The sequence below is a fragment of the Streptococcus sp. 9.1 genome (genome assembly GCF_016648815.1).
GTDB classification, from domain to species: Bacteria; Bacillota; Bacilli; order Lactobacillales; family Streptococcaceae; genus Streptococcus; species Streptococcus salivarius_E.
Genome location: NZ_JACLQS010000012.1, coordinates 28257 through 54551 on the forward strand (window position 1 = coordinate 28257; position 26295 = coordinate 54551).

The 26295-nt window shown below is 40.1% G+C and carries 25 protein-coding genes; 20 read left to right on the forward strand and 5 right to left on the reverse strand.

What is annotated here, in order from left to right; genetic code table 11:
• Nucleotides 1-43: 43 nt before the first annotated feature.
• On the reverse strand, nt 44-1030 hold the full coding sequence (locus H7T93_RS07905; RefSeq protein ID WP_022496720.1) for an L-lactate dehydrogenase: 987 nt from the start codon (nt 1028-1030) through the stop codon (nt 44-46).
• 220 nt (nt 1031-1250) lie between these two features.
• Between H7T93_RS07905 and gyrA the strand changes: the two genes are divergently transcribed.
• The 5 genes from gyrA to H7T93_RS07930 all read left to right on the forward strand — a co-directional run bounded on the left by gyrA (nt 1251) and on the right by H7T93_RS07930 (nt 7403).
• The gene (gene gyrA, locus H7T93_RS07910; protein WP_048790444.1) at nt 1251-3719 is read left to right on the forward strand and encodes a DNA gyrase subunit A; all 2469 of its coding nucleotides are present in this window, start codon (nt 1251-1253) and stop codon (nt 3717-3719) included.
• The gene (locus tag H7T93_RS07915; RefSeq protein ID WP_037600766.1) at nt 3719-4480 is read left to right on the forward strand and encodes a class A sortase; all 762 of its coding nucleotides are present in this window, start codon (nt 3719-3721) and stop codon (nt 4478-4480) included. The genes gyrA and H7T93_RS07915 overlap by 1 nt, the downstream gene beginning before the upstream one ends.
• Before the next feature lie 36 nt (nt 4481-4516).
• The gene (locus tag H7T93_RS07920) at nt 4517-4918 is read left to right on the forward strand and encodes a VOC family protein (RefSeq protein ID WP_048790443.1); all 402 of its coding nucleotides are present in this window, start codon (nt 4517-4519) and stop codon (nt 4916-4918) included.
• A gap of 114 nt (nt 4919-5032) precedes the next feature.
• Complete coding sequence (locus H7T93_RS07925; protein WP_201041753.1) at nt 5033-6001, forward strand: DUF1002 domain-containing protein; 969 nt, start codon at nt 5033-5035, stop codon at nt 5999-6001.
• A 139-nt stretch (nt 6002-6140) separates the two neighbouring features.
• Nucleotides 6141-7403, forward strand: coding sequence for an NRAMP family divalent metal transporter (locus H7T93_RS07930; RefSeq protein ID WP_201041755.1), 1263 nt, complete (start codon nt 6141-6143; stop codon nt 7401-7403).
• A 123-nt stretch (nt 7404-7526) separates the two neighbouring features.
• Here H7T93_RS07930 and H7T93_RS07935 read toward each other — a convergent pair whose 3' ends face one another.
• From H7T93_RS07935 to yghU, 4 genes are all read right to left on the reverse strand, one after another.
• Nucleotides 7527-7769, reverse strand: coding sequence for a type B 50S ribosomal protein L31 (locus tag H7T93_RS07935; protein WP_003093591.1), 243 nt, complete (start codon nt 7767-7769; stop codon nt 7527-7529).
• 105 nt (nt 7770-7874) lie between these two features.
• Nucleotides 7875-8807 (reverse strand): FAD:protein FMN transferase, encoded by a 933-nt coding sequence (locus tag H7T93_RS07940; RefSeq protein WP_201041757.1) that lies wholly within the window; start codon nt 8805-8807, stop codon nt 7875-7877.
• Nucleotides 8794-9738 (reverse strand): DHH family phosphoesterase, encoded by a 945-nt coding sequence (locus H7T93_RS07945; RefSeq protein ID WP_156685133.1) that lies wholly within the window; start codon nt 9736-9738, stop codon nt 8794-8796. The genes H7T93_RS07940 and H7T93_RS07945 overlap by 14 nt, the downstream gene beginning before the upstream one ends.
• A 79-nt stretch (nt 9739-9817) precedes the next feature.
• Nucleotides 9818-10606 (reverse strand): glutathione-dependent disulfide-bond oxidoreductase, encoded by a 789-nt coding sequence (yghU, locus tag H7T93_RS07950; RefSeq protein WP_201041758.1) that lies wholly within the window; start codon nt 10604-10606, stop codon nt 9818-9820.
• A 173-nt stretch (nt 10607-10779) separates the two neighbouring features.
• Here yghU and add point away from each other — a divergent pair, with 173 nt between their 5' ends.
• From add to dltD, 15 genes are all read left to right on the forward strand, one after another.
• The gene (gene add / locus H7T93_RS07955) at nt 10780-11790 is read left to right on the forward strand and encodes an adenosine deaminase (RefSeq protein WP_155212120.1); all 1011 of its coding nucleotides are present in this window, start codon (nt 10780-10782) and stop codon (nt 11788-11790) included.
• A gap of 184 nt (nt 11791-11974) precedes the next feature.
• Nucleotides 11975-12571 (forward strand): thymidine kinase, encoded by a 597-nt coding sequence (locus tag H7T93_RS07960; protein ID WP_155212122.1) that lies wholly within the window; start codon nt 11975-11977, stop codon nt 12569-12571.
• A 37-nt stretch (nt 12572-12608) separates the two neighbouring features.
• Nucleotides 12609-13688 carry a peptide chain release factor 1 gene (gene prfA, locus H7T93_RS07965; protein WP_155212124.1) on the forward strand — a complete coding sequence of 360 codons (1080 nt, stop codon included), beginning with the start codon at nt 12609-12611 and terminating at the stop codon, nt 13686-13688.
• Nucleotides 13685-14518, forward strand: a complete 834-nt coding sequence (gene prmC / locus H7T93_RS07970; protein ID WP_049545435.1) for a peptide chain release factor N(5)-glutamine methyltransferase — start codon at nt 13685-13687, stop codon at nt 14516-14518. Before prfA ends, prmC begins: the two co-directional genes overlap by 4 nt.
• A complete protein-coding gene (locus H7T93_RS07975) occupies nt 14505-15110 on the forward strand; it encodes an L-threonylcarbamoyladenylate synthase (protein WP_049545436.1) in 606 nt (201 codons plus the stop codon). Before prmC ends, H7T93_RS07975 begins: the two co-directional genes overlap by 14 nt.
• Before the next feature lie 93 nt (nt 15111-15203).
• Nucleotides 15204-16454 (forward strand): serine hydroxymethyltransferase, encoded by a 1251-nt coding sequence (gene glyA, locus H7T93_RS07980; RefSeq protein ID WP_049545437.1) that lies wholly within the window; start codon nt 15204-15206, stop codon nt 16452-16454.
• A 6-nt stretch (nt 16455-16460) separates the two neighbouring features.
• Entirely contained in the window at nt 16461-17438 is a 978-nt protein-coding gene (locus H7T93_RS07985; RefSeq protein WP_049545438.1) for a nucleoid-associated protein, read from the forward strand.
• A 1-nt stretch (nt 17439) separates the two neighbouring features.
• The gene (locus H7T93_RS07990) at nt 17440-18051 is read left to right on the forward strand and encodes a lysozyme family protein (protein ID WP_049545439.1); all 612 of its coding nucleotides are present in this window, start codon (nt 17440-17442) and stop codon (nt 18049-18051) included.
• 31 nt (nt 18052-18082) lie between these two features.
• The gene (locus H7T93_RS07995; protein WP_155212126.1) at nt 18083-19822 is read left to right on the forward strand and encodes an ABC transporter ATP-binding protein; all 1740 of its coding nucleotides are present in this window, start codon (nt 18083-18085) and stop codon (nt 19820-19822) included.
• Nucleotides 19812-21560 (forward strand): ABC transporter ATP-binding protein, encoded by a 1749-nt coding sequence (locus H7T93_RS08000; RefSeq protein WP_201041760.1) that lies wholly within the window; start codon nt 19812-19814, stop codon nt 21558-21560. Before H7T93_RS07995 ends, H7T93_RS08000 begins: the two co-directional genes overlap by 11 nt.
• Nucleotides 21561-21736: 176 nt before the next feature.
• Nucleotides 21737-21868, forward strand: a complete 132-nt coding sequence (locus H7T93_RS08005; RefSeq protein ID WP_002885174.1) for a teichoic acid D-Ala incorporation-associated protein DltX — start codon at nt 21737-21739, stop codon at nt 21866-21868.
• Nucleotides 21869-21876: 8 nt separating this feature from the next.
• On the forward strand, nt 21877-23427 hold the full coding sequence (gene dltA, locus H7T93_RS08010) for a D-alanine--poly(phosphoribitol) ligase subunit DltA (RefSeq protein WP_004182015.1): 1551 nt from the start codon (nt 21877-21879) through the stop codon (nt 23425-23427).
• On the forward strand, nt 23424-24671 hold the full coding sequence (gene dltB / locus H7T93_RS08015) for a D-alanyl-lipoteichoic acid biosynthesis protein DltB (protein ID WP_201041763.1): 1248 nt from the start codon (nt 23424-23426) through the stop codon (nt 24669-24671). Before dltA ends, dltB begins: the two co-directional genes overlap by 4 nt.
• A 17-nt stretch (nt 24672-24688) precedes the next feature.
• The gene (gene dltC, locus H7T93_RS08020) at nt 24689-24928 is read left to right on the forward strand and encodes a D-alanine--poly(phosphoribitol) ligase subunit DltC (RefSeq protein WP_002891149.1); all 240 of its coding nucleotides are present in this window, start codon (nt 24689-24691) and stop codon (nt 24926-24928) included.
• Entirely contained in the window at nt 24921-26189 is a 1269-nt protein-coding gene (gene dltD / locus H7T93_RS08025; protein ID WP_045768622.1) for a D-alanyl-lipoteichoic acid biosynthesis protein DltD, read from the forward strand. Before dltC ends, dltD begins: the two co-directional genes overlap by 8 nt.
• Nucleotides 26190-26295 lie beyond the last annotated feature (106 nt).

The following is a 26295-nucleotide window of genomic DNA, read 5'->3' on the forward strand; positions in this document are numbered from 1 at the left end:
AAAAAAGCCTCCTACTGGAGACTTTTATTTAACTAATGTTAGATTAGTTTTTTGAAGCTTCTTGGAAATCAGGGTTTTTCCATGCTTCATCAATGATAGCTTGCAATTCGTCAGCAGAAGCTTTCATTTTTTGTTGTTCAGCATCGTTCAATGGGATGTTAACTGGACGTACGATACCGTGTGCACCTACGATAGCAGGTTGACCGATAAAGACGTTGCTTACACCATATTGACCTTCTTGGAATACAGACAATGGAAGTACTGCATTTTCATCGTCAAGAATAGCTTTAGTGATACGAGCAAGGGCAACGGCGATACCATAGTAAGTAGCACCTTTTTTGTTGATGATTGTGTAAGCGGCATCACGAACACCTTCGAACAATTCAACTAATTCAGATTCTTGAACGTTTTGAGTGTCTTTAAGGAATTCTTCAAGGTTTACACCGGCGATGTTAGCGTGTGACCAAACGGCAAATTCTGAGTCACCGTGTTCACCCATGATGTAGGCGTGAACTGAACGAGCATCAACGTCAAGTTTTTCAGCAAGTGCTTGACGGAAACGAGCTGAGTCAAGTGAAGTACCTGAACCGATAACGCGTTCTTTAGGGAATCCTGAGAATTTCCATGTTGAGTAAGTCAATACGTCAACTGGGTTAGCTGCTACAAGGAAGATTCCTTTGAAGCCTGATTCAACAACTTGAGTAACGATAGATTTGTTGATAGCAAGGTTTTTACCAACAAGATCAAGACGAGTTTCACCTGGTTTTTGTGGAGCACCAGCAGTGATAACTACAAGGTCAGCATCCGCACAGTCTTCGTATTTAGCTGCGTAGATTTTCTTAGGTGAAGTGAAAGCAAGCGCGTGGCTTAGGTCAAGCGCATCACCAACAGCTTTTTCGAACAATTGTGGAATTTCGATGATACCAAGTTCTTGAGCGATACCTTGGTTTACAAGTGCGAAAGCGTAAGATGAACCTACGGCACCGTCACCAACGAGGATGACTTTTTTGTGTTGTTTAGTTGCAGTCATGGGTCTAAACATCTCCTTATTTTTTAATTGGGTTACCCCGTACACTGCTTATTCTACCACTTTAAGTGATGGATGTCACGAAATAATAAGGAAATAATAGATGAAAGCGTTTACACAACTGAAAATTAAAGCGTTTTATGGTATAATATTATAGAAATTTTCTATACTCTTTTATTAGAGTTTGGAATGATTTGAATGAAAGAAAAGAGGCATTTTTAGAGTGCAAGATAATAATTTAATTGACGTTAATTTGACGTCTGAGATGAAGACAAGCTTTATCGATTATGCCATGAGTGTTATCGTGTCTCGTGCTCTCCCAGATGTTCGTGACGGTTTAAAACCTGTACAACGTCGTATTCTATATGGAATGAATGAGCTTGGGGTGACACCTGATAAGCCACATAAAAAATCTGCCCGTATTACCGGGGATGTCATGGGTAAATATCACCCACACGGAGACTCATCTATCTATGAAGCCATGGTTCGTATGGCGCAATGGTGGAGCTACCGTTACATGTTGGTTGACGGTCACGGGAACTTTGGTTCTATGGATGGTGATGGGGCTGCCGCTCAGCGTTATACTGAGGCGCGTATGTCTAAAATCGCCTTGGAAATGCTTCGTGATCTCAATAAGAATACCGTTGATTTTCAAGATAACTATGATGGATCAGAACGTGAGCCAATCGTTCTTCCGTCTCGTATTCCGAACCTTCTTGTCAATGGTGCGACAGGGATTGCCGTTGGTATGGCGACTAACATCCCACCACACAATTTGGCTGAAACGATTGATGCTGTCAAATTGATGATGGATAATCCTGAAGTCACAACACGTGAACTGATGGAAGTTCTTCCTGGTCCAGACTTTCCAACTGGTGGCTTGGTCATGGGGAAATCTGGTATTCACCGTGCATATGAAACTGGTAAGGGTTCTATTGTTCTTCGTTCGCGTACTGAAATTGAAACAACTAAATCAGGTCGTGAGCGTATTGTTGTCACTGAGTTTCCTTACATGGTCAATAAGACCAAGGTTCATGAACATATCGTTCGTTTAGCTCAAGAAAAACGTATTGAAGGGATTACAGCAGTCCGTGATGAGTCTTCTCGTGAAGGTGTACGCTTTGTCATCGAGGTGCGTCGTGATGCTTCTGCCAATGTTATCTTGAACAATTTGTTCAAATTAACGCAACTTCAGACTAACTTCAGCTTCAACATGTTGGCCATTGAAAAGGGTGTTCCTAAAATCCTTTCTTTGCGTCAAATCTTGGCTGACTATATTGCTCACCAACAAGAAGTTGTGGTTCGTCGTACACAGTTTGACAAGGATAAGGCTGAGGCACGTGCTCACATTTTAGAAGGTTTGTTGATTGCCCTTGATCATTTGGATGAAGTGATTACGATTATCCGTAACAGTCAAACTGATGCTGAGGCTCAAGCTGAGTTGATGGCTCGCTTCGAACTCACGGAACGTCAAAGTCAAGCTATTCTTGATATGCGTTTGCGTCGTTTGACAGGTTTGGAACGTGATAAGATTCAAAATGAGTACAATGATCTCTTGGCTCTGATTGCTGATTTAGCTGATATTTTGGCAAAACCAGAACGAGTCATTGCTATCATCAAGGAAGAATTGGACGAAAGCAAGCGTAAATTTGCAGATGCTCGCCGCACAGAGCTTATGGTCGGAGAAGTTATTTCTCTTGAAGATGAGGACCTCATCGAGGAAGAAGATGTTGTTGTCACTCTCTCAAATAAAGGGTATATTAAACGTTTAGCCCAAGACGAGTTCCGTTCACAAAAACGTGGTGGTCGCGGTGTCCAAGGTACTGGTGTTAACGATGATGACTTTGTTCGTGATATTGTCTCAACAAGCACTCATGATCACCTTTACTTCATGACTAATAAGGGGCGTGTATACCGTCTTAAGGGGTATGAAATCCCAGAATACGGTCGCACAGCCAAAGGCTTACCTATCGTCAATCTCTTGAAGTTGGACGAAGGTGAGACTATTCAAACAGTCATTAATGCCAAGAGTGATCAAGCTTCTGAAAATAATCACCTTGTCTTTGTAACTCGCCAAGGTCTAGTTAAACGTACAAAAGAAACGGAATTTAAGAACATTCGTCAAAATGGGTTGATTGCCTTGAAACTTAGAGAAGGTGACGAGCTAATCAATGTCTTCTTGACTACTGGTAATGAAGAAATTGTCATTGGTACTAAATTTGGTTACAGTGTACGCTTCAAAGAAGACACTATTCGAAGCATGAGTCGTATGGCTGCCGGTGTTAAAGGGGTAACTCTTCGTGATGGTGACCAAGTTGTTGGTGCAGCTGCCATTACAGAAGACCAAGAAGTCTTGATTATCACTGAAAAAGGTTACGGTAAGCGTACCTCAGCTACTGAATACCCAACGAAGGGTCGTGGTGGTAAAGGTATCAAGACTGCCAATATCACAGAGAAGAATGGTAACCTAGCAGGTATTGTAACAGTGTCTGGTGATGAGGATATCATGGTCATCACCGATACAGGTGTTATCATCCGTACTGCCGTTGCTAATATTTCACAAACTGGTCGTGCCACTCAAGGGGTTAAGGTCATGCGCTTGGATGACTCTGCTCGTATTGTAACCTTTGCTTTAGTTGAGCCAGAAGAAGTTGAACAAGCTTCCGAAGATCAAGAAAGTGGTGACAACTAATGAGCAAGGATAAGAAAAATAACGTAACAAAAAAACGCCGTAAGTGGCTTGATATTCTTCGCTGGGTGTTGATTGTTGTTCTCTTAGTTGTTGGTCTAGCCTTGATTTTCAATAAGTCTATTCGAAACACAGTGATTGCTTGGAATACAAATAAGTATCAAGTGAGCAAGGTTTCTAAAAAGACTATTGAGAAAAACAAGGAAGCTAAGACTAGCTTTGACTTTGATACCGTTAAATCAATTAGTACAGAGTCTGTCTTGCAGGCACAGATGGATGCTCAAGAGCTTCCTGTCGTTGGTGGTATTGCTATTCCAGAGGTAGGTATCAATCTCCCTATTTTCAAAGGACTAGGCAATACAGAGTTGACTTACGGTGCAGGAACGATGAAAGAGGATCAAGTCATGGGTGGTGAAAACAACTATTCACTAGCTAGCCACCACGTCTTTGGTATTGCCGGTGCATCTGATATGCTATTTTCACCGCTAGATAAGGCTAAGGAAGGTATGAAGATTTATCTTACGGATAAAAATAAAGTCTATACTTATGTTATTAGTGAGGTGAAGGTTGTTCAACCAACTGAAGTAGCAGTAGTTGATGATACACCTGGCAAGTCTGAAGTTACCCTTGTAACTTGTACGGATGCCGAAGCAACTCAGCGTACAATCGTCAAAGGTGAATTGAAATCACAGGTAGATTTTGATAAGGCAAGTTCAGATATTATTGAAGCCTTTAATAAGTCATACAATCAATTTCAAAGTTAAGAAAGGGCCTTCGGGCCTTTTTCAATGGAGGAAAATATGTTTTTAAATACAGTGCACCATGTTGCTATTATTGTTTCTGATTATGACTTGTCTCGAGATTTTTATGTCAATAAACTTGGTTTTGAGATTATTCGGGAAAATCACCGTCCGGAACGTCATGATTATAAGTTAGACCTACGCTGTGGAGGTATAGAACTTGAAATCTTCGGCAATAAGACCAGTGATCCGAACTATGTGGAGCCCCCAAAACGTCCGTCTTATCCTGAGGCATGTGGCTTACGTCATTTAGCTTTCAGAGTGACTAATATTGAAGAGGTCGTCCAAGAGTTAGAACAAAAGGGTATCTCCTGCCAACCTATTCGCAAGGACACTTTTACCGGTGAAAAGATGACTTTCTTTGCTGATCCAGATGGTCTTCCCTTGGAGTTGCACGAGTAGTTTTTTTAACCTTAATTTTTTAAGTCATGGTATAATAGGTGAACGGCTGAGCCTAGAGTCAGTCGTCCTTTAGGAGATTATGGAATACTATTCTATTTTCGAAAGGAAACACATATGAAATTGAAAAAACTTCTTGTTACTGGGATGGCTATATTGGCTTCAGTAACAGCCTTTACTTCGGTTGCTCAAGCAGCAACATCATCACAAGTCCAAAAGGTTATTGATGAATCTTATGTTCAACCAGACTATGTGATGGGGTATTCATTGTCGGAAGAGCAACGAAATGAAACCTTGAATTTATTAGGGTATGATAGTAGTAAGGATACTAATGTCAAGACCTTGACGACATCTGCTTACGCCAATATCATGAATGTCGCTGACGATTCTAGTCTTCAGCTATATTCTTCGGTTAAGCTTGCTAAGCTGGGTGCTAAGGAAACCTTGAGTGTAGAGATTGTGACACCGCAAAATATCACGAAAATCACTCCAGATATGTACCGTAATGCTGCCACGACACTTGGTATTGAACATGCTAAGATTACGGTAGCAGCACCAATTGCAGTTACAGGAGAAAGTGCCTTGGCTGGTATTTACTATTCCCTTGAGCAAAATGGGGCTAAAGTTTCAGATGAAAGCAAAGAGCTTGCGCAAGAGGAACTTAAAACCCTTTCTCAAATCAATGAGGAAAATTCTGGTAAGACTGACTATGATGCAGACAAGCTTAATGTAGCTATGACTGATATTAAGTCAGCTGTTGCTGATAAAGGGGATAAGTTGACTGAAGACCAAGCTAAAACGATTGTTCAGCAAACAATTAATAATTACAACTTGAATCTTTCTGATACGCAAATTAACCTTCTGGTGAATTTTGCTATGAATTTATCTAAGTCTTCAATCATTGATAGTGCTAGCTTTAAGTCAACCTTGAGTTCACTTAAAGATTCTATCGTTTCGAAAGCTGGTAATACTTTCTCTGGAATCAACCTAAACTTTAATGCCAACAAAGCGGTTGAGAACAGCAAAAATATTTTTGCACAAATCTGGCAAGCTATCGTAGATTTCTTTACAGGACTTTCTAAATAGTAAAAGAGCTATCCATTTGGATGGCTTTTTTCTATTTTTCAGAAAATATGTGAAATTCTATTGAAATTATTCCAACAATTGTGTAAAAGGTAAACATCAATTCAGATTATTCTGAAAATTTATTTTAGGAGATTCTCTTATGTCAGAAACAAATATATCTAGTCAGTCTACCTGGCGTAGTAAAATAAAAGCAATGGGACCTGGTATCCTAATGGCTTCAGCGGCCGTAGGTGGTTCCCACATCGTTTCATCAACTCAAGCGGGTGGTTCTTATGGATGGGCCTTGCTAGGCTTGGTTATTCTAGCTAACCTCTTTAAATACCCATTCTTCCGTTTTGGTGCTGAGTATACCGCAGATACGGGTAAAACCCTTGTTGAAGGTTATGCTGAGAAAGGTAAGTTCTATCTTTGGGTATTCTTCATTTTGAATGTCTTTTCAGCCTTGGTTAATACTGCAGGTGTTTCTATTCTTTGTTCAGCTATCATTGCTAGTGCCTTTCCAATGCTTGGTTTGAGTATTACAACATGGTCAATCATTTTGGTTGCAATCATTTGGGGTATGTTACTCTTTGGTGGTTACAAACTTCTTGATGGCATGGCTAAATGGATCATGTCAGCCTTGACTATCGCAACAGTAGCAGCAGTTATTATTGCAGCAATCAAACACCCAGAGTACAGTGCTGACTTCGTTGAAAACAAACCGTGGAAATTAGCAGCCCTTCCATTTATTGTTTCACTTCTTGGATGGATGCCAGCTCCAATTGAAATTTCAGCCATTAACTCACTTTGGTCAGCAGAGAAAAAGAAAACGGTTGATTTTAACACTGATGATGCCCTCTTTGACTTTAACGTTGGTTTCATCGGAACAGCTATTCTTGCAGTATTCTTTGTAGCACTCGGTGCGCTTATCCAGTATCCAACTGGTAAACCAGTAGAAGCAGCATCAGCTAAGTATATTGCTCAGTTTGTTGGTATGTATGCCTCAGTGCTTGGTGAGTGGTCACGCTATTTGATTACCTTTATCGCTTTCTTATGTATCTTTGGTACTGTGATTACTGTTATCGATGGTTATTCACGTGTTAACGAAATTTCTCTTCGTCTTTTGTTTAACCAAAAAGAAAAAAATCAAACACCATTGAATGTTTGGATGACATTGACAGCTATTCTTGGTCTCATCATTATTTTCTTCTTCCAAGGTCAAGTAGCAACAATGCTTCGTTTTGCCATGATTGGTTCATTCCTTACAACACCTTTCTTTGCGCTTTTGAATTATATACTTGTTACAAAAGCAAAGAGAGACCTTCCAACTTGGTTGAAAGGACTTGCTATTGCAGGTTTGATTTTCTTGTTCGGATTCGCCCTCTTCTTTATCTGGGCTTTGGCTATTGGTAAAGCAGGTTAATAGGATTAAACGGTTTCCATATGGAAGCTGTTTTTTATTTTAAAGGAGGGGGGAGGAGAGATTATACCCAAGAGAATACAAAAAAACCATTCCAATTGGAATGGCTTAACAACAAGATGTTGCTTATTTGAGACCGTATTTTTTGTTGAAACGATCCACGCGTCCGTCTGCTTGAGTGAATTTTTGACGGCCAGTGTAGAATGGGTGTGAATCTGATGAAATTTCTACACGGATAAGTGGATAAGTTTCACCTTCGAATTCAACTGTTTCATTTGAGTGTTTAGTTGAACCGCTAAGGAATTGGTAACCAGTAGTTGTGTCCATGAATACTACTTGACGGTAATCTGGATGGATATCTTTTTTCATGTTAAAATATTTCCTTTCTGCCATGGTACTTTCCGCACCATAGTTTTTTTAACTATTTTAGTTTATCAAAAGGTGGTCTTCTTGACAAGTCTTTTTTACTATTTTTTAGGAAATTCGCATTTTGTAAATGCCGCCTGTCTGAAAGCATCGATTATCTTTATCAACGATGATAGCTTCAAGATTTGGTTGTGAACTAACTTCCTGGAAAATGCGTTCTAGACTTGAGCCAAATAAACGTGTCGTCCAAATTTCACAATCGACTGAGAGGGATGAAATAATGGTAAGACTAGCTAGATTACTAGAGACAGGGTAGCCAGTTTGACTATCGAAAATATGATGATAGGTTTTGCCATTTATTTCAAAAGTGCGTTCATAGATTCCTGATGTGACAATAGACTGGTCTCTTATAGCAAGCACCATAAGATTTGTGTTTCTAGTCTCCTTGGGATTTTGAATACCAATCCGCCATTTTTTATCAGGATTATGGAGAGCTGGTCCAAAGGTTAGAACATTACCTCCAAGATTGATTAGGGCACTGGTCACTTTTTCTGCTTTAAGAAAATCTGCAATACGATCTGCAATATATCCTTTTGCCAGGGCACCAAGATCAATTTTCATCCCTTTTTCTTTGAGAAAAACGCTTTGATTTTCCTCGGATAGAACAATGGCATTGGGATTGATAATTTGCAGGAGCGGAGGAATTTCTTCAGGCAGAGGCAGTTTGGCATCCGAAAAACCAATGCGCCAAGTCTGAATGAGAGGTCCAATGGCAATGTTAAGGTGACTTTCAGGTTGGCAGCTATGCCATTTTCCAAGAGCAATAAGTTCAAAAAGCTCTGGGTGAACCGTCACCGAATGTAAGCCTGCTGCCTTGTTAATTTTCATGAGTTCGGAACTGTCGTCATTGGCTGAGAAGCGCTTATTGTAGGTATGTAGGAGTGCTTCAACCTGGTCTAGTAGGGGTTCTGGTTCTTCATGATAGATAGAGACGTCAATCACAGTTCCCATGAGACGTACACGACGATTAGTGAGTTGCATGGGCAACGGTATCCTTGATTTCTTGGTAGATTTGTTCGTTTTCGTCTAAGCTGTAGGAATTGGCACCACTAGCAAGTGGGTGGCCTCCACCGTCATGACGTTTAGCAATCTCGTTGATGACAATGCTTTTACTGCGCAGACGTACACGGTAATGCCCTTCAGGCAGCTCTACGAAAATAGCCCAAGATTCGACGCAATCAATACGACCTGGAGTGCCAACAATTGCAGAACTTTCAGCATCAGTGACATTGAATTCATCCAAAACCTTTCGTGTCAAGACAACTCGAGCTGCACCATTTTCATCGACTTCTAGATTATCGAAAACATAACCTTGTAATTTAGCAATTTTGAATGGGAAACTATCCATACGACGAGCCATTGCTGCAAAATCAAAGTCGTATTCACGAAGTTTAGCCGCAATTTGAAGTGTTTTAGGTGTCGTAGACGGAAAGAGGAAGCGACCTGTATCGCCAACAATACCATTGTAAAGAACACGAGCAGCGGCATCTGACAAGGAAAGGCCAAGAGTGAGAGCCCAGTCAGTCACAATTTCGCTGGCACTTGAAGCAGTCGTATCAACTAAGAGGAGGTCTCCGTAGGCATCGTCGTTAGGATGATGGTCAATTTTGATAAGAAAGTCCCCCTTATCAAAACGGTCGTCGTCGATACGAGGAGTGTTGGCTGTATCGGTAACAATAACAAGCGCTCCTTCATAGTCTTGGTCAGTTACCCTATCCATTTCAGCAATCCAAGACAAGGTAGGTTCATTGACACCTGTCACAAGAACCTTTTTATCTGGAAAGTTTGTTTTTAAAATTTCCTTCAGTCCTACCTGACTACCAATGGCATCAGGGTCAGGTCTTTGGTGGCGGTGAATAATAATAGTGTCATAGGCTTTTATTTTTTCTAAAATAGCTTGAAATACAGTCATGAAAATCTCCTTGTGATTTTTTTCTATTATATCACGAAACAATAGAAAAACGGTTAGCCTAGGCAAACCGTTACAAAAATTAGATATCTTTATATTCGACTTCAAGTCCGCGTTTAACTGCTGGACGGTTAGCAATTTTCTCAGTCCAAGCTTGAAGGTGCTTGTATTCTTTTACATCAAGGAAAATACCAGCCTTATCCCAAACCTTATCTTGGGCAAGACGACCATACCAGGACCAGATAGCGATATCAGCGATGGTGTATTCATCCCCAGCAATATAAGGTTTGCTTGATAATTCTTTATCCAGCAAGTCAAGTTGGCGTTTGGCTTCCATAGCAAAACGGTTGATGGCGTATTCGATTTTTTCAGGTGCATAGTGGAAGAAGTGACCAAATCCGCCGCCTAGGAAAGGTGCAGCGCCTGTTTGCCAAAAGAGCCAGTTGAGAACTTCAGTACGTTTAGCATGATCAGTTGGAATAAGTTTTCCAAACTTTTCAGCCAAGTAAAGGAGGATGTTAGCTGATTCGAAGACACGCACTGGTTGTTCTTCAGAATAATCCATCAGAGCAGGAATTTTTGAGTTAGGATTGATAGCAACAAAGTCTGAGCCAAACTGATCACCATCACCGATCTTAATACGATAAGCATCATATCCTGCTTGAGTTACACCGAGTTCTTTAAGTTCTTCAAGCATAATAGTTGCTTTAATACCATTTGGTGTTGGAAGTGTATAGAGTTGGAAAGGTTGATCGCCTTTTGGTAAGGTTTGTTCAAAACGGGCACCAGCAGTTGGTTGGTTAATACCCCCCCAGGCACCTCCCATAGAGGTTGGATTTTGCCAAACTTCTGGTATAATATAATCAGACATAATGTTTCTCCTTGTATTCTTGATAGTTACATCCTAACAAAATGATAGTGGCATTTCAAGAATCTGCTACGTCTCATTAGATCTAGCATCTTGACTTTTTTCTATGGAATGATAATATAGTAAAAATTAATTTTTATCTGATAAAAACATATTGTTTAGAGAGGAAGAAAAGAATGACTGCTATTGATTTTCATAAGTTGGCTAAAACAGAACTACACTGCCATTTGGATGGTTCTCTATCATTGGAAACTATTCGTCACCTAGCTGACTTAGCAAAGATTGAGTTACCTAAGGACGATGCGGAGCTCAGACACCATGTGACAGCCCCGGCCACCTGTGAGAGTCTCCTAGATTATCTAGAGGCTTTTGATTACATTCGTCCTTTGCTTCAAACAAAGGAAGCTTTGACCATTGCGGCTTATGATGTCGCTAAACAGGCTGCTCTTGAAAATGTTATCTATATTGAAGTGCGTTTTGCTCCCGAATTGTCAATGGATAAGGGGTTGACTGTCGCTGAAACCATTGATGCCGTTTGTCAAGGCTTACGTCAAGCTCAAGAAGAATTTGGAATTGTAGCTAAGGCCCTAGTTTGTGGCATGCGTCAATCAAATCAAGATTTAACGGCTCATATTCTTAATGAAGCAAATAAGGTTGAAGATAGTGACTTTGTTGGTTTTGATTTTGCTGGAGATGAGCATCATTATGGACCTAAAGCGATTAAACCTCTAATTGAACAAGTCCAAAGTTACAACCGTCCCATGACTTTTCATGCTGGTGAGTGTGGTTGCCCAGCCTTTTTGGCTGAGTCGATTGCCATGGGAATTAAGCGTAATGGCCATGCAACGATCTTGGCTCAAGAGCCTGAGCTTTTGGAAGAGTTTGTCAAAAATGGTGTCACAGGAGAGTTATGTTTAACAAGTAATCTGCAGACTAAAGCAGCCGTTACAGTTGCTGATTTTCCTTATCTAAAAATGAAAGCAGCAGGTGCGAATATTACCATTAATACGGACAATCGTACCGTTTCTGATACAAACTTAACCAAGGAATACGAACTCTATCACAAGCATTTTGATAGCTCAGTGCAAGACTTTTATGCTCATAATAAGACGGCAATCGAAGCTTCATTTGCTAGTGACGAGGAGAAAGAAGAACTTCTTGAAAAATTGGCTAAAGCCTATTCATAAGAAGCTATTAGACTGGTGAAACGTTATCAGGGTGATAAGATTGAACCATTTGAAACACAAGTCAAACCTATTATAAAAATAAGGGAGTGAGGCGAACTTTTTTCAAAAATTGTTCAGTCTCCCTCCCTTTTACGCTTAGAATTATGATAAAATAAGTACAATACATATTTTAGAGGAGACTGGTTTGGCACAACTTTATTTTCGCTATGGCACTATGAATTCTGGGAAATCCATTGAAATTCTTAAGGTTGCCTATAATTACGAAGAACAAGGAAAACCAGTAGTATTGTTGACCAGTCGTTTGGATAATCGAGATGGGGTCGGCTATATCTCTAGTCGTATTGGCATGAAACGGAAGGCATATCCTATTGGTGATGATACGGATATTTTTGGTTACATTGCTAATATGGATCCACGACCTTACTGTGTTTTAGTTGATGAGGCTCAGTTTTTGACCCGTGCGAATGTCTATGATTTGGCACGAATTGTTGATGAGTTAGATATCCCAGTGATGGCTTTTGGTCTCAAAAATGATTTTCAGAACAATCTCTTTGAAGGTTCTAAATACCTTTTGCTTTTGTCTGATAAGATTGATGAGATTAAGACCATTTGTCATTATTGCTCGAGAAAGGCAACCATGGTTCTTCGTATGGAAGATGGTAAGCCAGTTTATGAGGGAGCACAAGTTCAAATTGGAGGACACGAGAGTTATATCTCTGTTTGCCGAAAGCACTGGTTTAATCCACCTCACGAAAACATAATCCCTTTGAATAAGACCTAAAAATGACTATTAGTTATATAAGGAGTAAAGATAACAAATGAATATTTATGATCAGTTACAAGCGGTTGAAGACCGCTATGAGGAATTGGGTGAATTGCTTAGTGACCCTGAAGTCGTTTCAGACACTAAACGCTTCATGGAGTTGTCACGTGAAGAAGCAAATACTCGTGAAACTGTGACAGCTTACCGTGAGTACAAGCAAGTCATCCAAAGTATCTCAGATGCTGAAGAGATGATTAAGGAAGCAAGCGGTGATCCTGACTTGGAAGAAATGGCTAAGGAAGAACTCAAAGAATCCAAAGCCTCTAAAGAAGAGTATGAAGAACGTTTGAAAATTCTTCTCTTGCCAAAAGACCCTAATGATGACAAGAATATTATCCTCGAAATTCGTGGGGCTGCAGGTGGTGATGAAGCTGCCTTGTTTGCGGGTGATCTTCTAGCTATGTACCAAAAATACGCAGAAACACAAGGTTGGCGCTTTGAGGTTATGGAAGCCTCTTATAATGGTGTCGGTGGTATCAAAGAAGTGGTTGCCATGGTTTCAGGGCAATCCGTGTATTCTAAACTCAAATATGAATCAGGAGCACACCGTGTGCAACGTGTGCCTGTGACTGAAAGTCAAGGTCGTGTTCATACCTCTACAGCAACTGTTTTGGTTATGCCAGAAGTTGAAGAAGTAGAGTACGAAATTGATCCTAAGGACCTTCGTGTCGATATCTATCACGCTTCTGGTGCTGGTGGTCAGAACGTCAATAAGGTTGCGACTGCGGTTCGTATGGTTCACATTCCTACTGGAATTAAAGTAGAGATGCAAGAAGAACGTACACAACAGAAGAACCGTGATAAAGCTATGAAGATTATCCGTGCGCGTGTTGCGGACCACTTTGCACAAATCGCTCAAGATGAACAAGATGCTGAGCGTAAATCGACTGTTGGTACAGGGGATCGTTCAGAGCGTATCCGTACTTACAACTTCCCACAAAACCGTGTAACGGATCACCGTATTGGTTTGACCCTTCAAAAGCTTGATACAATTCTAGCTGGTAAATTAGATGAAGTTGTGGATGCCTTGGTTCTTTATGATCAAACGCAAAAATTGGAAGAGCTTAACAAATGATTTTAGCGGATGTCCTGGCTGACTATGAGAAGCAGCTTGATGCTGTTGGCGAAGAGCCAGAGGCCCTTTCCTTCGTTTATCGTGGTTTGAAGCAATGGGACTTGACTCATTTTGTTCTTCAATTGCGTCAAGAAGTTTCAGATGAAGATGCAGAGTTGTTAGCTTATGTATTCAGCCAACTAATGAATCACAAGCCTGCTCAGTATATTTTGGGCTATGAAGACTTTCATGGCTTGCGTTTTCAGGTTGATGAGCGTGTCTTGATTCCACGTCCTGAAACTGAGGAACTAGTGGATTTGATTTTAGCGGAAAACCCTAGCTCAGAGCTCAAGATTCTTGATATCGGAACTGGGAGTGGTGCTATTTCGGTATCTCTGAAAAAGAGTTGCCCCTTTTGGCAAGTAACAGCTAGTGACTTGTCAGCTGACGCCTTAGTACTTGCTAAAGAGAATGCTATACTAAATCAGGTAGATATTAGCTTTGTGCAATCGGATGTTTTCGAAAATCTTTCTGGTAGTTTTGATATCATTGTGTCAAATCCTCCCTATATTTCTGAAAATGATAAGAACGAAGTTGGTATCAATGTTTTGGCTAGCGAGCCCAAAATGGCTCTGTTTGCTGATGAAGAGGGACTTGCCATTTATAGACAGATTATTGAGGTCGCAGATAAGTATTTAACTCCAAAAGGAAAGCTCTACTTTGAAATTGGCTATAAGCAGGGCCGTGATTTGAAGAAACTCTTGTCTCTACATTTTCCAGATAAGCGTGTGCGTGTTCTTAAGGACCAATTTGGGCAAGATAGAATGGTCGTGATGGATGATGAAAAGTAATAAAGTGTTAAGAGAAATCTTGGCTGACGGTGGAGCAGTTGTCCTTCCCACAGAGACTGTTTATGGTCTATTTGCTAAGGCTTTAGATGAGCAAGCTGTTGAACATGTTTATGAGCTAAAAAATCGTCCCAGAGAAAAAGCCATGAATTTGAATGTCGCTTCTTATGAAGATATCCTGTCTTATTCAAAAGAGCAGCCCGACTATCTCAAAAAAATTTATGATGCTTTTTTGCCTGGACCGTTGACTATCATTTTAAAAGCTAATGATAAAGTCCCCAGATGGATTAATTCAGGATTGGCGACGGTTGGCTTCCGCTTGCCAGACCATCCTGTTACTAGAGAGCTGATCCAAGCGGAAGGGCCTTTGATTGGTCCCTCAGCCAATAAGTCTGGGAAGGCTAGTGGTCGGTATTTCGACGATATTAGAGTACAATTTGATTTTCAGGTGACTGGCTATCAAGATGACGCTGCCTTGTTGGGTGTAGATTCGACGATTTTGGATTTGTCTGTTTCACCTGCTAGGATTCTCAGACAAGGGAAAATTACAAAAGAAGACCTATTGGCGGCTCTACCAGAGTTGACCATAGAATAAATGACTAACAGAGACCTATGGAAGTGTGAGATAACTTCCGACTATATGCGGGCGAGTTGATTGAAAGCCCATTAGACCTCAAAGGAGACCTCTATGATTTTTGATAAAGAAGATTACAAAGCATTTGACCCTGAACTATGGAACGCCATCGATGCTGAGGCAGAACGTCAGCAAAACAATATTGAGTTGATTGCCTCTGAGAACGTAGTATCTAAAGCTGTTATGGCTGCTCAAGGAACTCTCTTGACTAACAAGTACGCAGAAGGCTATCCAGGTAAACGTTACTATGGTGGTACAGACGTGATTGATGTGGTTGAGTCTCTTGCTATTGAGCGTGCCAAAGAACTTTTTGGAGCAAAATTTGCCAACGTGCAACCTCACTCAGGTAGCCAAGCCAATGCTGCTGTTTACATGTCATTAATCCAACCAGGTGATACGGTTATGGGAATGGATTTGTCAGCGGGTGGTCACTTGACACACGGTGCACCAGTTAGCTTCTCTGGTAAGACCTATAACTTCGTCGCTTACAATGTAGATAAGGAAACTGAACTCCTAGATTATGATGCCATTCTTGCGCAGGCTAAAGAAGTGCAACCAAAACTCATCGTGGCTGGTGCTTCAGCTTACTCTCGTATCATTGATTTTGCTAAATTCCGTGAAATTGCCGATGCTGTAGGTGCTTACCTCATGGTAGATATGGCTCACATTGCAGGTCTTGTAGCGTCTGGTCATCACCCGAGTCCAGTTCCTCATGCACATGTGACAACTACAACAACCCACAAGACGCTTCGCGGTCCTCGTGGTGGTTTGATTTTGACTGATGATGAAGCTATCGCTAAGAAATTGAATTCTGCAGTCTTCCCTGGTTTGCAAGGTGGTCCTTTGGAACATGTTATTGCTGCCAAGGCTGTTGCTCTTAAAGAAGCACTCGACCCTGCCTTTAAGGAATACGGCGAAAATGTTATCAAAAACGCTGCTGCTATGGCGGACGTTTTCAATCAACATCCAGATTTCCGAGTAATTTCAGGTGGAACTAACAATCACCTTTTCTTGGTTGATGTCACTAAGGTTGTTGAAAATGGTAAGGTTGCGCAAAATGTTCTTGAAGAAGTTAATATTACTTTAAATAAGAATGGTATTCCATATGAGCAATTGTCTCCATTCAAGACATCTGGTATCCGTGTTGGTAGTCCAGCTATTACGAGTCGTGGTATGGGTGAAGCTGAGAGCCGTAAAATTGCTGAATTAATGGTTCAAGCTTTGGAAAATCACGATAAACCTGAAGTTTTGGAACGCATTCGTGGAGAAGTTAAAGCTCTTACAGATGCCTTCCCACTCTATTAAAAGACTATGTTAGATTTATATATTAAACGCATTATCATTCACCAGTTTTCGCCAAATGATACGGAGCTGGTTTTAGCTGAAGGACCTCTTGAAATAACGCCTCGCTTAGATGAGTATTTTCGAAAGAAACTCTCTAAAGTTTTCTCAGATGAGGCTAAACGGGGCTATTTCGATGCGGAAAATGTTTTTATCAGTCATCTAGGAGATGATTTGATGGAAAGTTCTGTTAAAATTTCCCAACTTTGGAAGGAAGAATTTGTCATTTCTGAAGATCAAAAGACCAATGATTTGGTCTTTATTCAGTTTGATAAAGAAGGGCAAGAATATTTTGCTTTCTTGCGTATTGCTCTCAAGGACAGTTTGATTCATTCTTTGGGAGATAGTCAGCATCCTATTCAATTGTCACAAAATAATTTGCCATCTGCGGCTCAGACACCTGATGAAGCTTTGGTAATCAATCGTAGTAGTAAGCAGTATTATTTGATTGAAAAGCGAATCAAGCATAATGGAAGCTTTGCCAATTATTTCTCTGAGAATCTCTTGCAGGTCCAGCCTGAACAATCTGTCAAGAAATCGATTAAGATGGTCGAAGATACTGCTCAGAAGATTGCCGAGAATTTTAATCAGGATGACTTTAATTTCCAAGGAAAAATGAAATCAGCTATTTTTAATAACCTGGAAGAAGACCAAGAGTTATCACCTGAAAAATTGGCAGATCAGCTCTTTGATAATAATTTGACAGCTCGTTTGACCTTCGTTGATGAGCTTAAAGAGGTTATTCCTGAACCCATTTCGGTTTCAGATATTGACCATTCACGTCAAATTAAGAAATTGGAGAATCAAAAATTATCGTTATCGAACGGAATTGAGTTAATCGTGCCTAATAATGTTTATCAGGATGCCGATAGTGTTGAATTTATTCAAAATCCTGATGGCACCTACTCTATTCTCATCAAAAATATCGAGGATATCATCAATAAATAATATGTTTAAATGGATAAGACGTCTGGCAGTTTTTGTCGTAGTCCTCATCTTAGGTATCCAATGTTATCGAATCCATGCCAATGTTCAACATGTCTTAACCTATGAATCCATGGTTAAGGAGGTATTGGCTGAGGACGACATTGATAATACAACCAATGTCGATTTGGTGTTGGCTATGATTTACACAGAAACCAAGGGGAAGACAGATGACGTGATGCAGTCCAGTGAAAGTTCTACAGGGGTGACTAACTCCATCACAGATCGAAAAGAAAGTATTCGTCAAGGGGTGACGGTGCTGTCAGAAAATCTGGAAGAAGCTGCCCACCATAAGGTGGATCCTTGGACAGCAGTACAAGCTTATAATTTTGGTAAGGCCTATATCGATTATGTGGCTGATAATGGTGGAGTTAACACCGTCGAATTAGCAAAAGCTTATTCAAAAAATGTCGTTGCTCCGAGTCTAGGAAATATCAGTGGAGAAACTTACACCTATTACCAACCGGTTGCCATGTACTATGGTGGCGGAAAACTTTATACAAATGGCGGAAATATTTATTACGCCAAAGAAGTGCAGTTTAACCTCTTTTTGATGCGTATGTTCTCTCGTCTCTAAGAGGATACGCCTCATTCTTAAGGAAAGACAAATGAAAGCATTATTAGTTTATTTTAAAGGATATGTCAAAGACAGCATCCTGGGACCCGTTTTTAAATTAATCGAAGCCAGTTTCGAACTTTTGGTCCCACTAGTCATTGCTGGAATTGTCGACACAACTATTCCAAATAAAGACAAAAATCATCTCTTTTTGATGATTTTTGTCTTGTTTGGACTTGCCGTTATTGGTGTTGTCGTTGCTATTTCAGCACAGTATTTTTCATCAAGAGCAGCAGTTGGTTATGCACGAGTGTTGACTAATGACCTCTATGCGAAAATCATGCGTTTATCAAAGGAAAAGCGGGATGAGATTGGAACTTCAAGTTTGGTAACACGCTTGACTGGTGATACCTTTCAAATCCAAACGGGGATAAATCAATTTTTGAGGCTCTTTTTGAGGGCACCAATTATTGTGACAGGAGCCATTATTATGGCATTCCGAATCAGTCCACGCTTGACCCTCTGGTTTCTTGGTATGGTCTTGGTATTGACCCTTATTATTGTACTAGCTAGTCGCATCGTCAATCCTTTATATGCCAAGATTCGAGTGATTAATGAGTCAATTGTTACTAATACGCGTCAACAACTTGAAGGTATGAGGGTTATTCGTGCCTTTGGTCAGAGTGAGCGTGAATTAGATAACTTCACGACTGTTAATAAAGACCTGAAGAAGTGGCAACTCAAAACAGGCGTGATAGCAAGTCTCATTGGTCCTTTGACTTTCCTAGTTGTTAATATGACTTTGATTGCTGTCCTTTGGCAAGGAAATCTGCAAATTCAAGGTGGGCTCTTGTCTCAAGGGATGCTGATTGCTCTGGTCAACTATCTCTTGCAAATTTTGACGGAGCTTCTTAAATTGGCTATGATGTTGACCAATCTTAACCAGAGCTTTATTTCGGCGAAAAGGGTACAAGCTATTTTTGAACTCCAAGATGAGGACATTGAGGCACCTTTAACAATAAGAAAACCAGATCAGTCGGAAACAGGACTTGCTATTGACCACATGACCTTTACCTATCCGACAGCTAGTCAACCGTCACTACAAGAGATTGATTTAAAGATTGCTAGAGGTGAGTCACTGGGTATTATTGGTGGTACTGGTTCGGGTAAATCGACCTTGGTAAACTTAATCATGAACTTATATCAACCTCAGATTGGTTCTTTAGCTATTTTAAAAAATCAACAATCACCAAAAAATCTTAAAGAGTGGCGTTCTTGGGTTGCTTATGTCCCACAAAAAGCTGAGTTATTTAGGGGAACCATTCGTTCAAACTTATCACTAGGACTTGATCACGAACCAAGTGATAAGGAATTGTGGCATGCTCTTGACATGGCTCAGGCTGCTGATTTTGTTAAAGACAAAGATCTTGGTTTAGATGAGCCAGTTGAGTCATTTGGCCGTAATTTTTCGGGGGGTCAACGTCAACGTTTGACTATTGCGCGTGCGCTGATGAGACCAGCACCATTCTTGATTTTGGACGACTCCACTTCAGCCCTAGATTACTTGACTGAAAGTCGTCTACTAGCGGCTATCAGAGACAATCTTAAATCAACGAGTTTGATTATTATTTCGCAAAGAACAAATAGTCTAAAAGCTGTTGATCAAATTTTGGTGCTTGATAAGGGACATCAAGTTGGCTTAGGTAATCATGAAGAATTGCTTGCCACAAATAAACTCTATCAAGACATTCATTATTCTCAACATCAAAAGGAGGTCGCTGATGAAGGCTAGAAATAATAAATCAACGCTTAAACGTTTAAGTAGAGATATCTTAAGTCAGCGTTACCTCTTTGCCTTAGCAACTGTTGGGACCATTATTCAAGTTGCCTTAACGGTTTACTTACCTATCTTAATTGGTGATGCAGTGGACGCTGTTCTTAAGATGAACGCTGTTCTATTGATGTCACGTTTAATTTGGCAGATGCTTGTAGTTATCTTAGCTAATAGTGCAATCCAGTGGCTTAACCCTTTGATTTATAATCGATTAATTTATTCATATAGTGAAAGTTTACGTGAACGAGTCATGATGAAAATCCATGCTATGCCACTTAGTTACCTTGATCGTCAAGGAACTGGAGACATGGTTAGCCGTGTGACTACAGATAGCGATCAGTTAAACAACGGACTTCTCATGGTCTTTAACCAATTTTTCGTTGGGCTTTTGACTATCTTTGTCATAATCATTACCATGGCTCGCTTAGACTGGTTCATGATGCTATTAGTTCTAGTGATGACGCCTTTGTCAATGCTTGTGGCACGTTTTATCGCAAAGAAGAGCTACCAACTCTATCGCAATCAAACTAAATGGAGAGGCATGCAGACTCAGTTGATTGAGGAAAGTTTGACTCAAGAAGCTTTAATACAGAGTCTAAATGCTCAAGACCAGATGGTTAGGAGTTTTAAAGACGTCAATGGTAAGTATGCTGATTATTCACAGGGTGCTATCTTTTATTCGTCAGCGGTTAACCCAGCTACACGTTTTGTTAATAGTCTGATCTATGCTCTTATTGCAGGTGTTGGGGCCTATCGAATCATGTCGGGTGGTGCTTTCACAGTGGGACAATTGACTACCTTCCTAAATTATGTGACTCAGTATACGAAACCTTTTAATGATATCTCATCTGTTCTATCTGAACTTCAAAGTGCTTTGGCCTGTGCTGATCGCCTTTATATGATATTGGATGAAGAGGAAATAACAGAAACAGGTAAGGCGGTCTTGGAAGAAGCAGATGTGCAGGGACGTTTTCAATTTGATCATGTCCAATTTGGCTATTTGCCTAATAAACCTCTTATCAAGGATTTGAGCATTGAAATCCCTGAAGCAAGTACTGTTGCCATTGTTGGCCCTACAGGAGCGGGAAAATCTACCTTGATAAACCTACTTATGCGTTTCTATGATTTGGATAAGGGGAACATTCTACTGGACGGTAGACCTATTACCGATTATACTCGTGAGAGTCTTCGGAAACAGATTGGGATGGTCTTGCAGGAAACTTGGCTTGAGGTTGGCACTATTCATGATAATATTGCCTATGGTAATCCAGAAGCCAGTCGTGAAGAAGTTATAGCAGCGGCCAAGGCTGCCAACGCAGATTTCTTTATTCAGCAGTTGCCTCAAGGCTATGACACCTACTTGAATGACGCTGGGCAATCCCTTTCTCAGGGACAACGTCAGCTTTTGACCATTGCTCGCATATTTGTCAATGTGCCTAAAATCTTAATCTTGGATGAAGCCACTTCTAGTATCGATACCCGTACAGAGCTCCTCATTCAAGAGGCCTTCGCTAAATTAATGAAAGGTCGAACAAGTTTCATCATTGCCCATCGATTGTCTACCATCGAAAATGCGGACCTTATTTTGGTCATGAATAATGGAGATATCGTTGAACACGGAACCCATGAACAACTGATGCAAGCTAAGGGAATGTACTATCGTATGCAGACGGCCCAAAAGACACAAAATAGTTAAATCCGACAGAGCTTTTAAGCTCTGTTTTTTTATGATTTTAGCCAATCATTTATCACGGAAACTTATTAATGAAAAAGAAATGAAATTTAGTTATTTTTTCTTTTTTATTGGAAAAAATACTGATAAGATGGTAAACTAAAGAGGATATTATATAAAAAAAGGTATCGAAAATTAGAATGTTAAAACATAAAAACGTCCTGGTATTTTTAGGACAAACCTTGCTTTATTTCGCCATTTTTATGGCCCTAATTTATCTCTACAATTACCTAGGACAAGGTCAAGGTAATTTTATCTATAACGAATTTTAGGAAGAATAATGACGAATACAAAAATTAAAGATATGATCGAAACGATTGAGCAGTTTGCTCAATCACAACCTGACTTTCCTGTTTACAATATTTTAGGGGAAGTTCATACTTACGGTGACTTAAAAGCTGATTCGGATAGCCTAGCTGCCAAGATTGATAGTCTTGACATTCCAGAAAAATCACCTGTTGTGGTTTATGGCGGTCAAGAGTATGAAATGTTGGCAACTTTTGTCGCTTTGACTAAATCTGGTCACGCTTATATTCCAATTGACAGTCACTCAGCTCTTGAGCGCGTGACGGCAATTGTTGAAGTAGCAGAGCCTAGTCTGATTATTGCTATCAATGACTTCCCACTTGAGGATGTCCAAGCACCAATCTTAACATTGGATCAAGTGACAACAGCTTTTGAAAGCAAGACTAGCTACGAAGTGACTCATCCTGTTAAGGGGGATGATACTTATTACATCATCTTTACATCAGGAACTACAGGTAAGCCTAAAGGGGTACAAATTTCACACAATAATCTCCTCAGTTTCACTAACTGGATGATTACGGACAAGGAATTTGCAACTCCAAAACGTCCTCAAATGCTGGCTCAACCGCCTTATTCATTTGACCTATCGGTAATGTACTGGGCACCAACATTGGCACTTGGAGGAACACTCTATGCGCTTCCTTCAGCCATTACACAGGACTTCAAGAAGCTCTTTGAAACGATCTTCTCACTTCCAATTGCTATTTGGACATCAACACCATCTTTTGCAGATATGGCAATGTTGTCTGAAGACTTCAATGCAGAGAAGATGCCAGAAATTACGCATTTCTATTTTGATGGAGAAGAGTTGACTGTCAAGACTGCTCAAAAGCTTCGCCAACGTTTCCCAGAAGCACGTATTATCAATGCTTACGGACCAACTGAAGCAACTGTAGCCTTATCAGCAGTAGCAGTAACTGATGAGATGCTGGCTAACCTTAAGCGTTTGCCGATTGGTTATACCAAGGAAGATTCACCGACTTATATTATCGATGAGGATGGCAATATCCTTCCAAATGGTCAACAAGGTGAAATCATCGTCTCAGGACCAGCAGTTTCAAAAGGATATATGAACAATCCTGAAAAGACTGCGGAAGCCTTCTTCGAGTTTAATGGCCTTCCTGCTTACCATACTGGTGATGTAGGAACGATGACTGATGAAGGTCTCCTTCTTTACGGTGGTCGTATGGACTTCCAGATTAAATTTAATGGTTTCCGTATTGAGTTAGAGGATGTTTCACAAAACCTTAATAAGTCTAAGTATATTGATTCAGCAGTAGCTGTGCCACGTTACAATAAAGACCATAAGGTTCAGAACCTCTTGGCTTATGTGATTCTTAAGGATGGTGTTCGTGAGCAGTTTGAACGTGAAATTGATATCACCAAGGCGATTAAGGCTGACTTAGAAGATATTATGATGTCTTACATGATGCCTACTAAGTTCCTCTATCGTGAGAGCTTGCCTTTAACACCAAATGGGAAAATTGATATCAAGGGTCTTATCAGTGAGGTTAACAACCGATGATTGACTTCTTGAAACAGCTCCCCCATTTAGAAGCCTACGGTAATCCCTTCTATTTTATCTATCTTGGATTAGCTCTATTGCCAATCTTTGTGGGTCTCTTCTTTAAAAAGCGTTTTGCGATTTATGAATGTTTGGTCAGTTTAGCCTTTATTGTTCTCGCTCTGACAGGAACACATGCTAGCCAATTACTAGCCTTACTTTTCTATATCGTTTGGCAAATCATCTGGGTTTATTCCTACAAACATTACCGCAGTCAAAAGGACAATAAATGGGTTTTCTATTTACACTCATTTCTTGTAGTTCTTCCTTTGATTTTTGTTAAGGTAGAGCCTGCGATAAATGGGACTCAGTCACTCTTAAACTTTCTTGGCATTTCTTACTTGACCTTCCGATCAGTTGGTATGATTATCGAGATGCGGGATGGTGTCTTAAAAGAGTTTACACTTGGAGAATTCCTCCGATTCATGCTCTTTATGCCAACCTTTACGAGTGGTCCTATTGATCGCTTCAAACGCTTTAACGAAGATTACCAAACGATTCCTGAGCGAGACGAGCTGATGAATATGTTGGAGCAAGCTGTAAAATATATCATGCTAGGTTTCCTCTATAAGTTTGTTTTGGCTCAGATTTTCGGAAGTATGCTCTTGCCTTCACTGAAAGCACAAGCTTTGGCTCAAGGTGGTATCTTTAATTTACCAACACTTGGTGTCATGTATGTTTTCGGTTTTGATCTCTTCTTTGACTTTGCGGGTTACTCGATGTTTGCCTTGGCAGCATCAAACCTTATGGGGATTAAGAGCCCAATCAACTTTGACAAACCTTTCATCTCACGAGACTTGAAAGAATTTTGGAATCGTTGGCATATGAGCTTGTCTTTCTGGTTTCGTGACTTTGTCTTTATGCGTTTGGTTATGGTTTTGATGCGAAACAAGGTTTTCAAAAATCGTAACACGACATCAAATGTGGCCTATGTCATTAATATGATGGTAATGGGATTCTGGCATGGAGTTACCTGGTACTACATTGCTTATGGTATTTTCCATGGTATTGGTCTAGGAATCAATGATGCCTGGTTACGTAAGAAGAAGACCATTAATAAAGAACGTAAGAAAGCTGGTCTTGAGCCACTTCCTGATAATAAATGGACGAAGGCTTTGGGAATCTTTATTACATTTAACACTGTTATGTTGTCATTCTTGATTTTCTCTGGATTCTTGAATGACCTCTGGTTCACTAAAAAATAAGTAAAGGAATTATAAAAATGGATGTAAAATCAGAAGTTATTGAAATTATTGATGAACTCTTCATGGAAGATGTTTCAGACATGATGGATGAAGACCTTTTCGATGCTGGTGTTCTCGATTCAATGGGAACAGTTGAGCTTATCGTTGAATTGGAATCACGTTTCGATATTCGTGTACCAGTTTCAGAATTTGGTCGTGATGACTGGAACACAGCTAATAAGATTGTTGAAGGGGTAACGGAGCTTCGCAATGCTTAAGCGTTTATGGCAAATTTTTGGCCCTATAATCTGTGCCTTAGTCTTGGTAGTAGTAGTTATTTTTTCCTACCCTCAAGGCAGAAAACATAGTTATGAGGTTGAAAAACGTAACGCAGTAACCTTGACAACTGAGAACTTTAAGAGCCGTATTAATAAGACGACAGCTCTTTCTGATAAGAATCATCGATTTGTCCCTTTCTTTGGGTCTAGTGAGTGGTTGCGTTTTGATGCCCTTCATCCAGCTGTTTTAGCTGAAAAATACGACCGTAACTATCGCCCATATTTTATTGGACAACGTGGGGCTGCCTCTCTAAACCAATATTTGGGAATGCAACAAATGCTTCCTGAATTGAAAAATGGGACAGCAGTCTATGTCTTGTCACCACAGTGGTTTACTAAAAAAGGTTACAATTCTGCGGCTTTCCAGCAGTTCTACAATAACGACCAACTTAGTAGTTTCTTAAGTCAAAATCAGACGGATGCAAATTCTCAATATGCTGCTCAGCGTATCTTAGAGATGAAACCTGAGATTACTATGAAATCTCAACTTTCTAAAGTGGCTAATGGGCAAGATTTAAATTCTCTTGATAAGACTTATATTCAATTTATGGCAGAGCTTAATAAGCGAGAAGATGCCTTGTTCAGTCCTTTTGCTGCATCAAATAATGCAAATTACGACAAGAAGGTTCTTCCTTATCTTAAAGAGTTGCCAGACAAGCTCTCTTACGAGGCACTTGACCAGGTTGCCGTAAGAGATGCAGAAGCTCATACCAAGTCAAACGACTTTGGTATCGATGACCGTTTCTATAAGAAACGTTTGGCTAAAAAGATTGGTAAACTTAAAGGTTTCCAAAAGAATCTTTCGTATGAAGTTTCACAAGAATATGGTGACCTACAGTTGGTGTTAAATCAATTTGCGAAGTCAAATACTAACGTTATCTTTGTCATCCCACCTGTTAATAGCAAGTGGATGGCTTATACGGGACTAAGTCAAGAAATGTATGACGCTACGGTTTCTAAAATCCGTTATCAATTGGAAAGTCAAGGCTTCACCAATATTGCTGACTTCTCAAAAGATGGAGATCAACCTTACTTCATGCAAGATACCATTCATATGGGATGGAAAGGTTGGGTAGCCTTTGACAAGGCTGTTGATCCATTTGTAAGTAATCCAACACCCGCACCTAACTATAACTTGAACGACCGCTTTTATAGTAAGGATTGGGCAGGTTATACAGGGGCTCCTAGTCAGTTTAAGTAGCATTACTTAATAAATCAAAAAGGCTTGTTTGTTCTGACCCCAAAAAGTTAGACAAATAATTTAAGCAAAGGATTTAGTTCTGTATTGTACAGGACTGAGTCCTTTT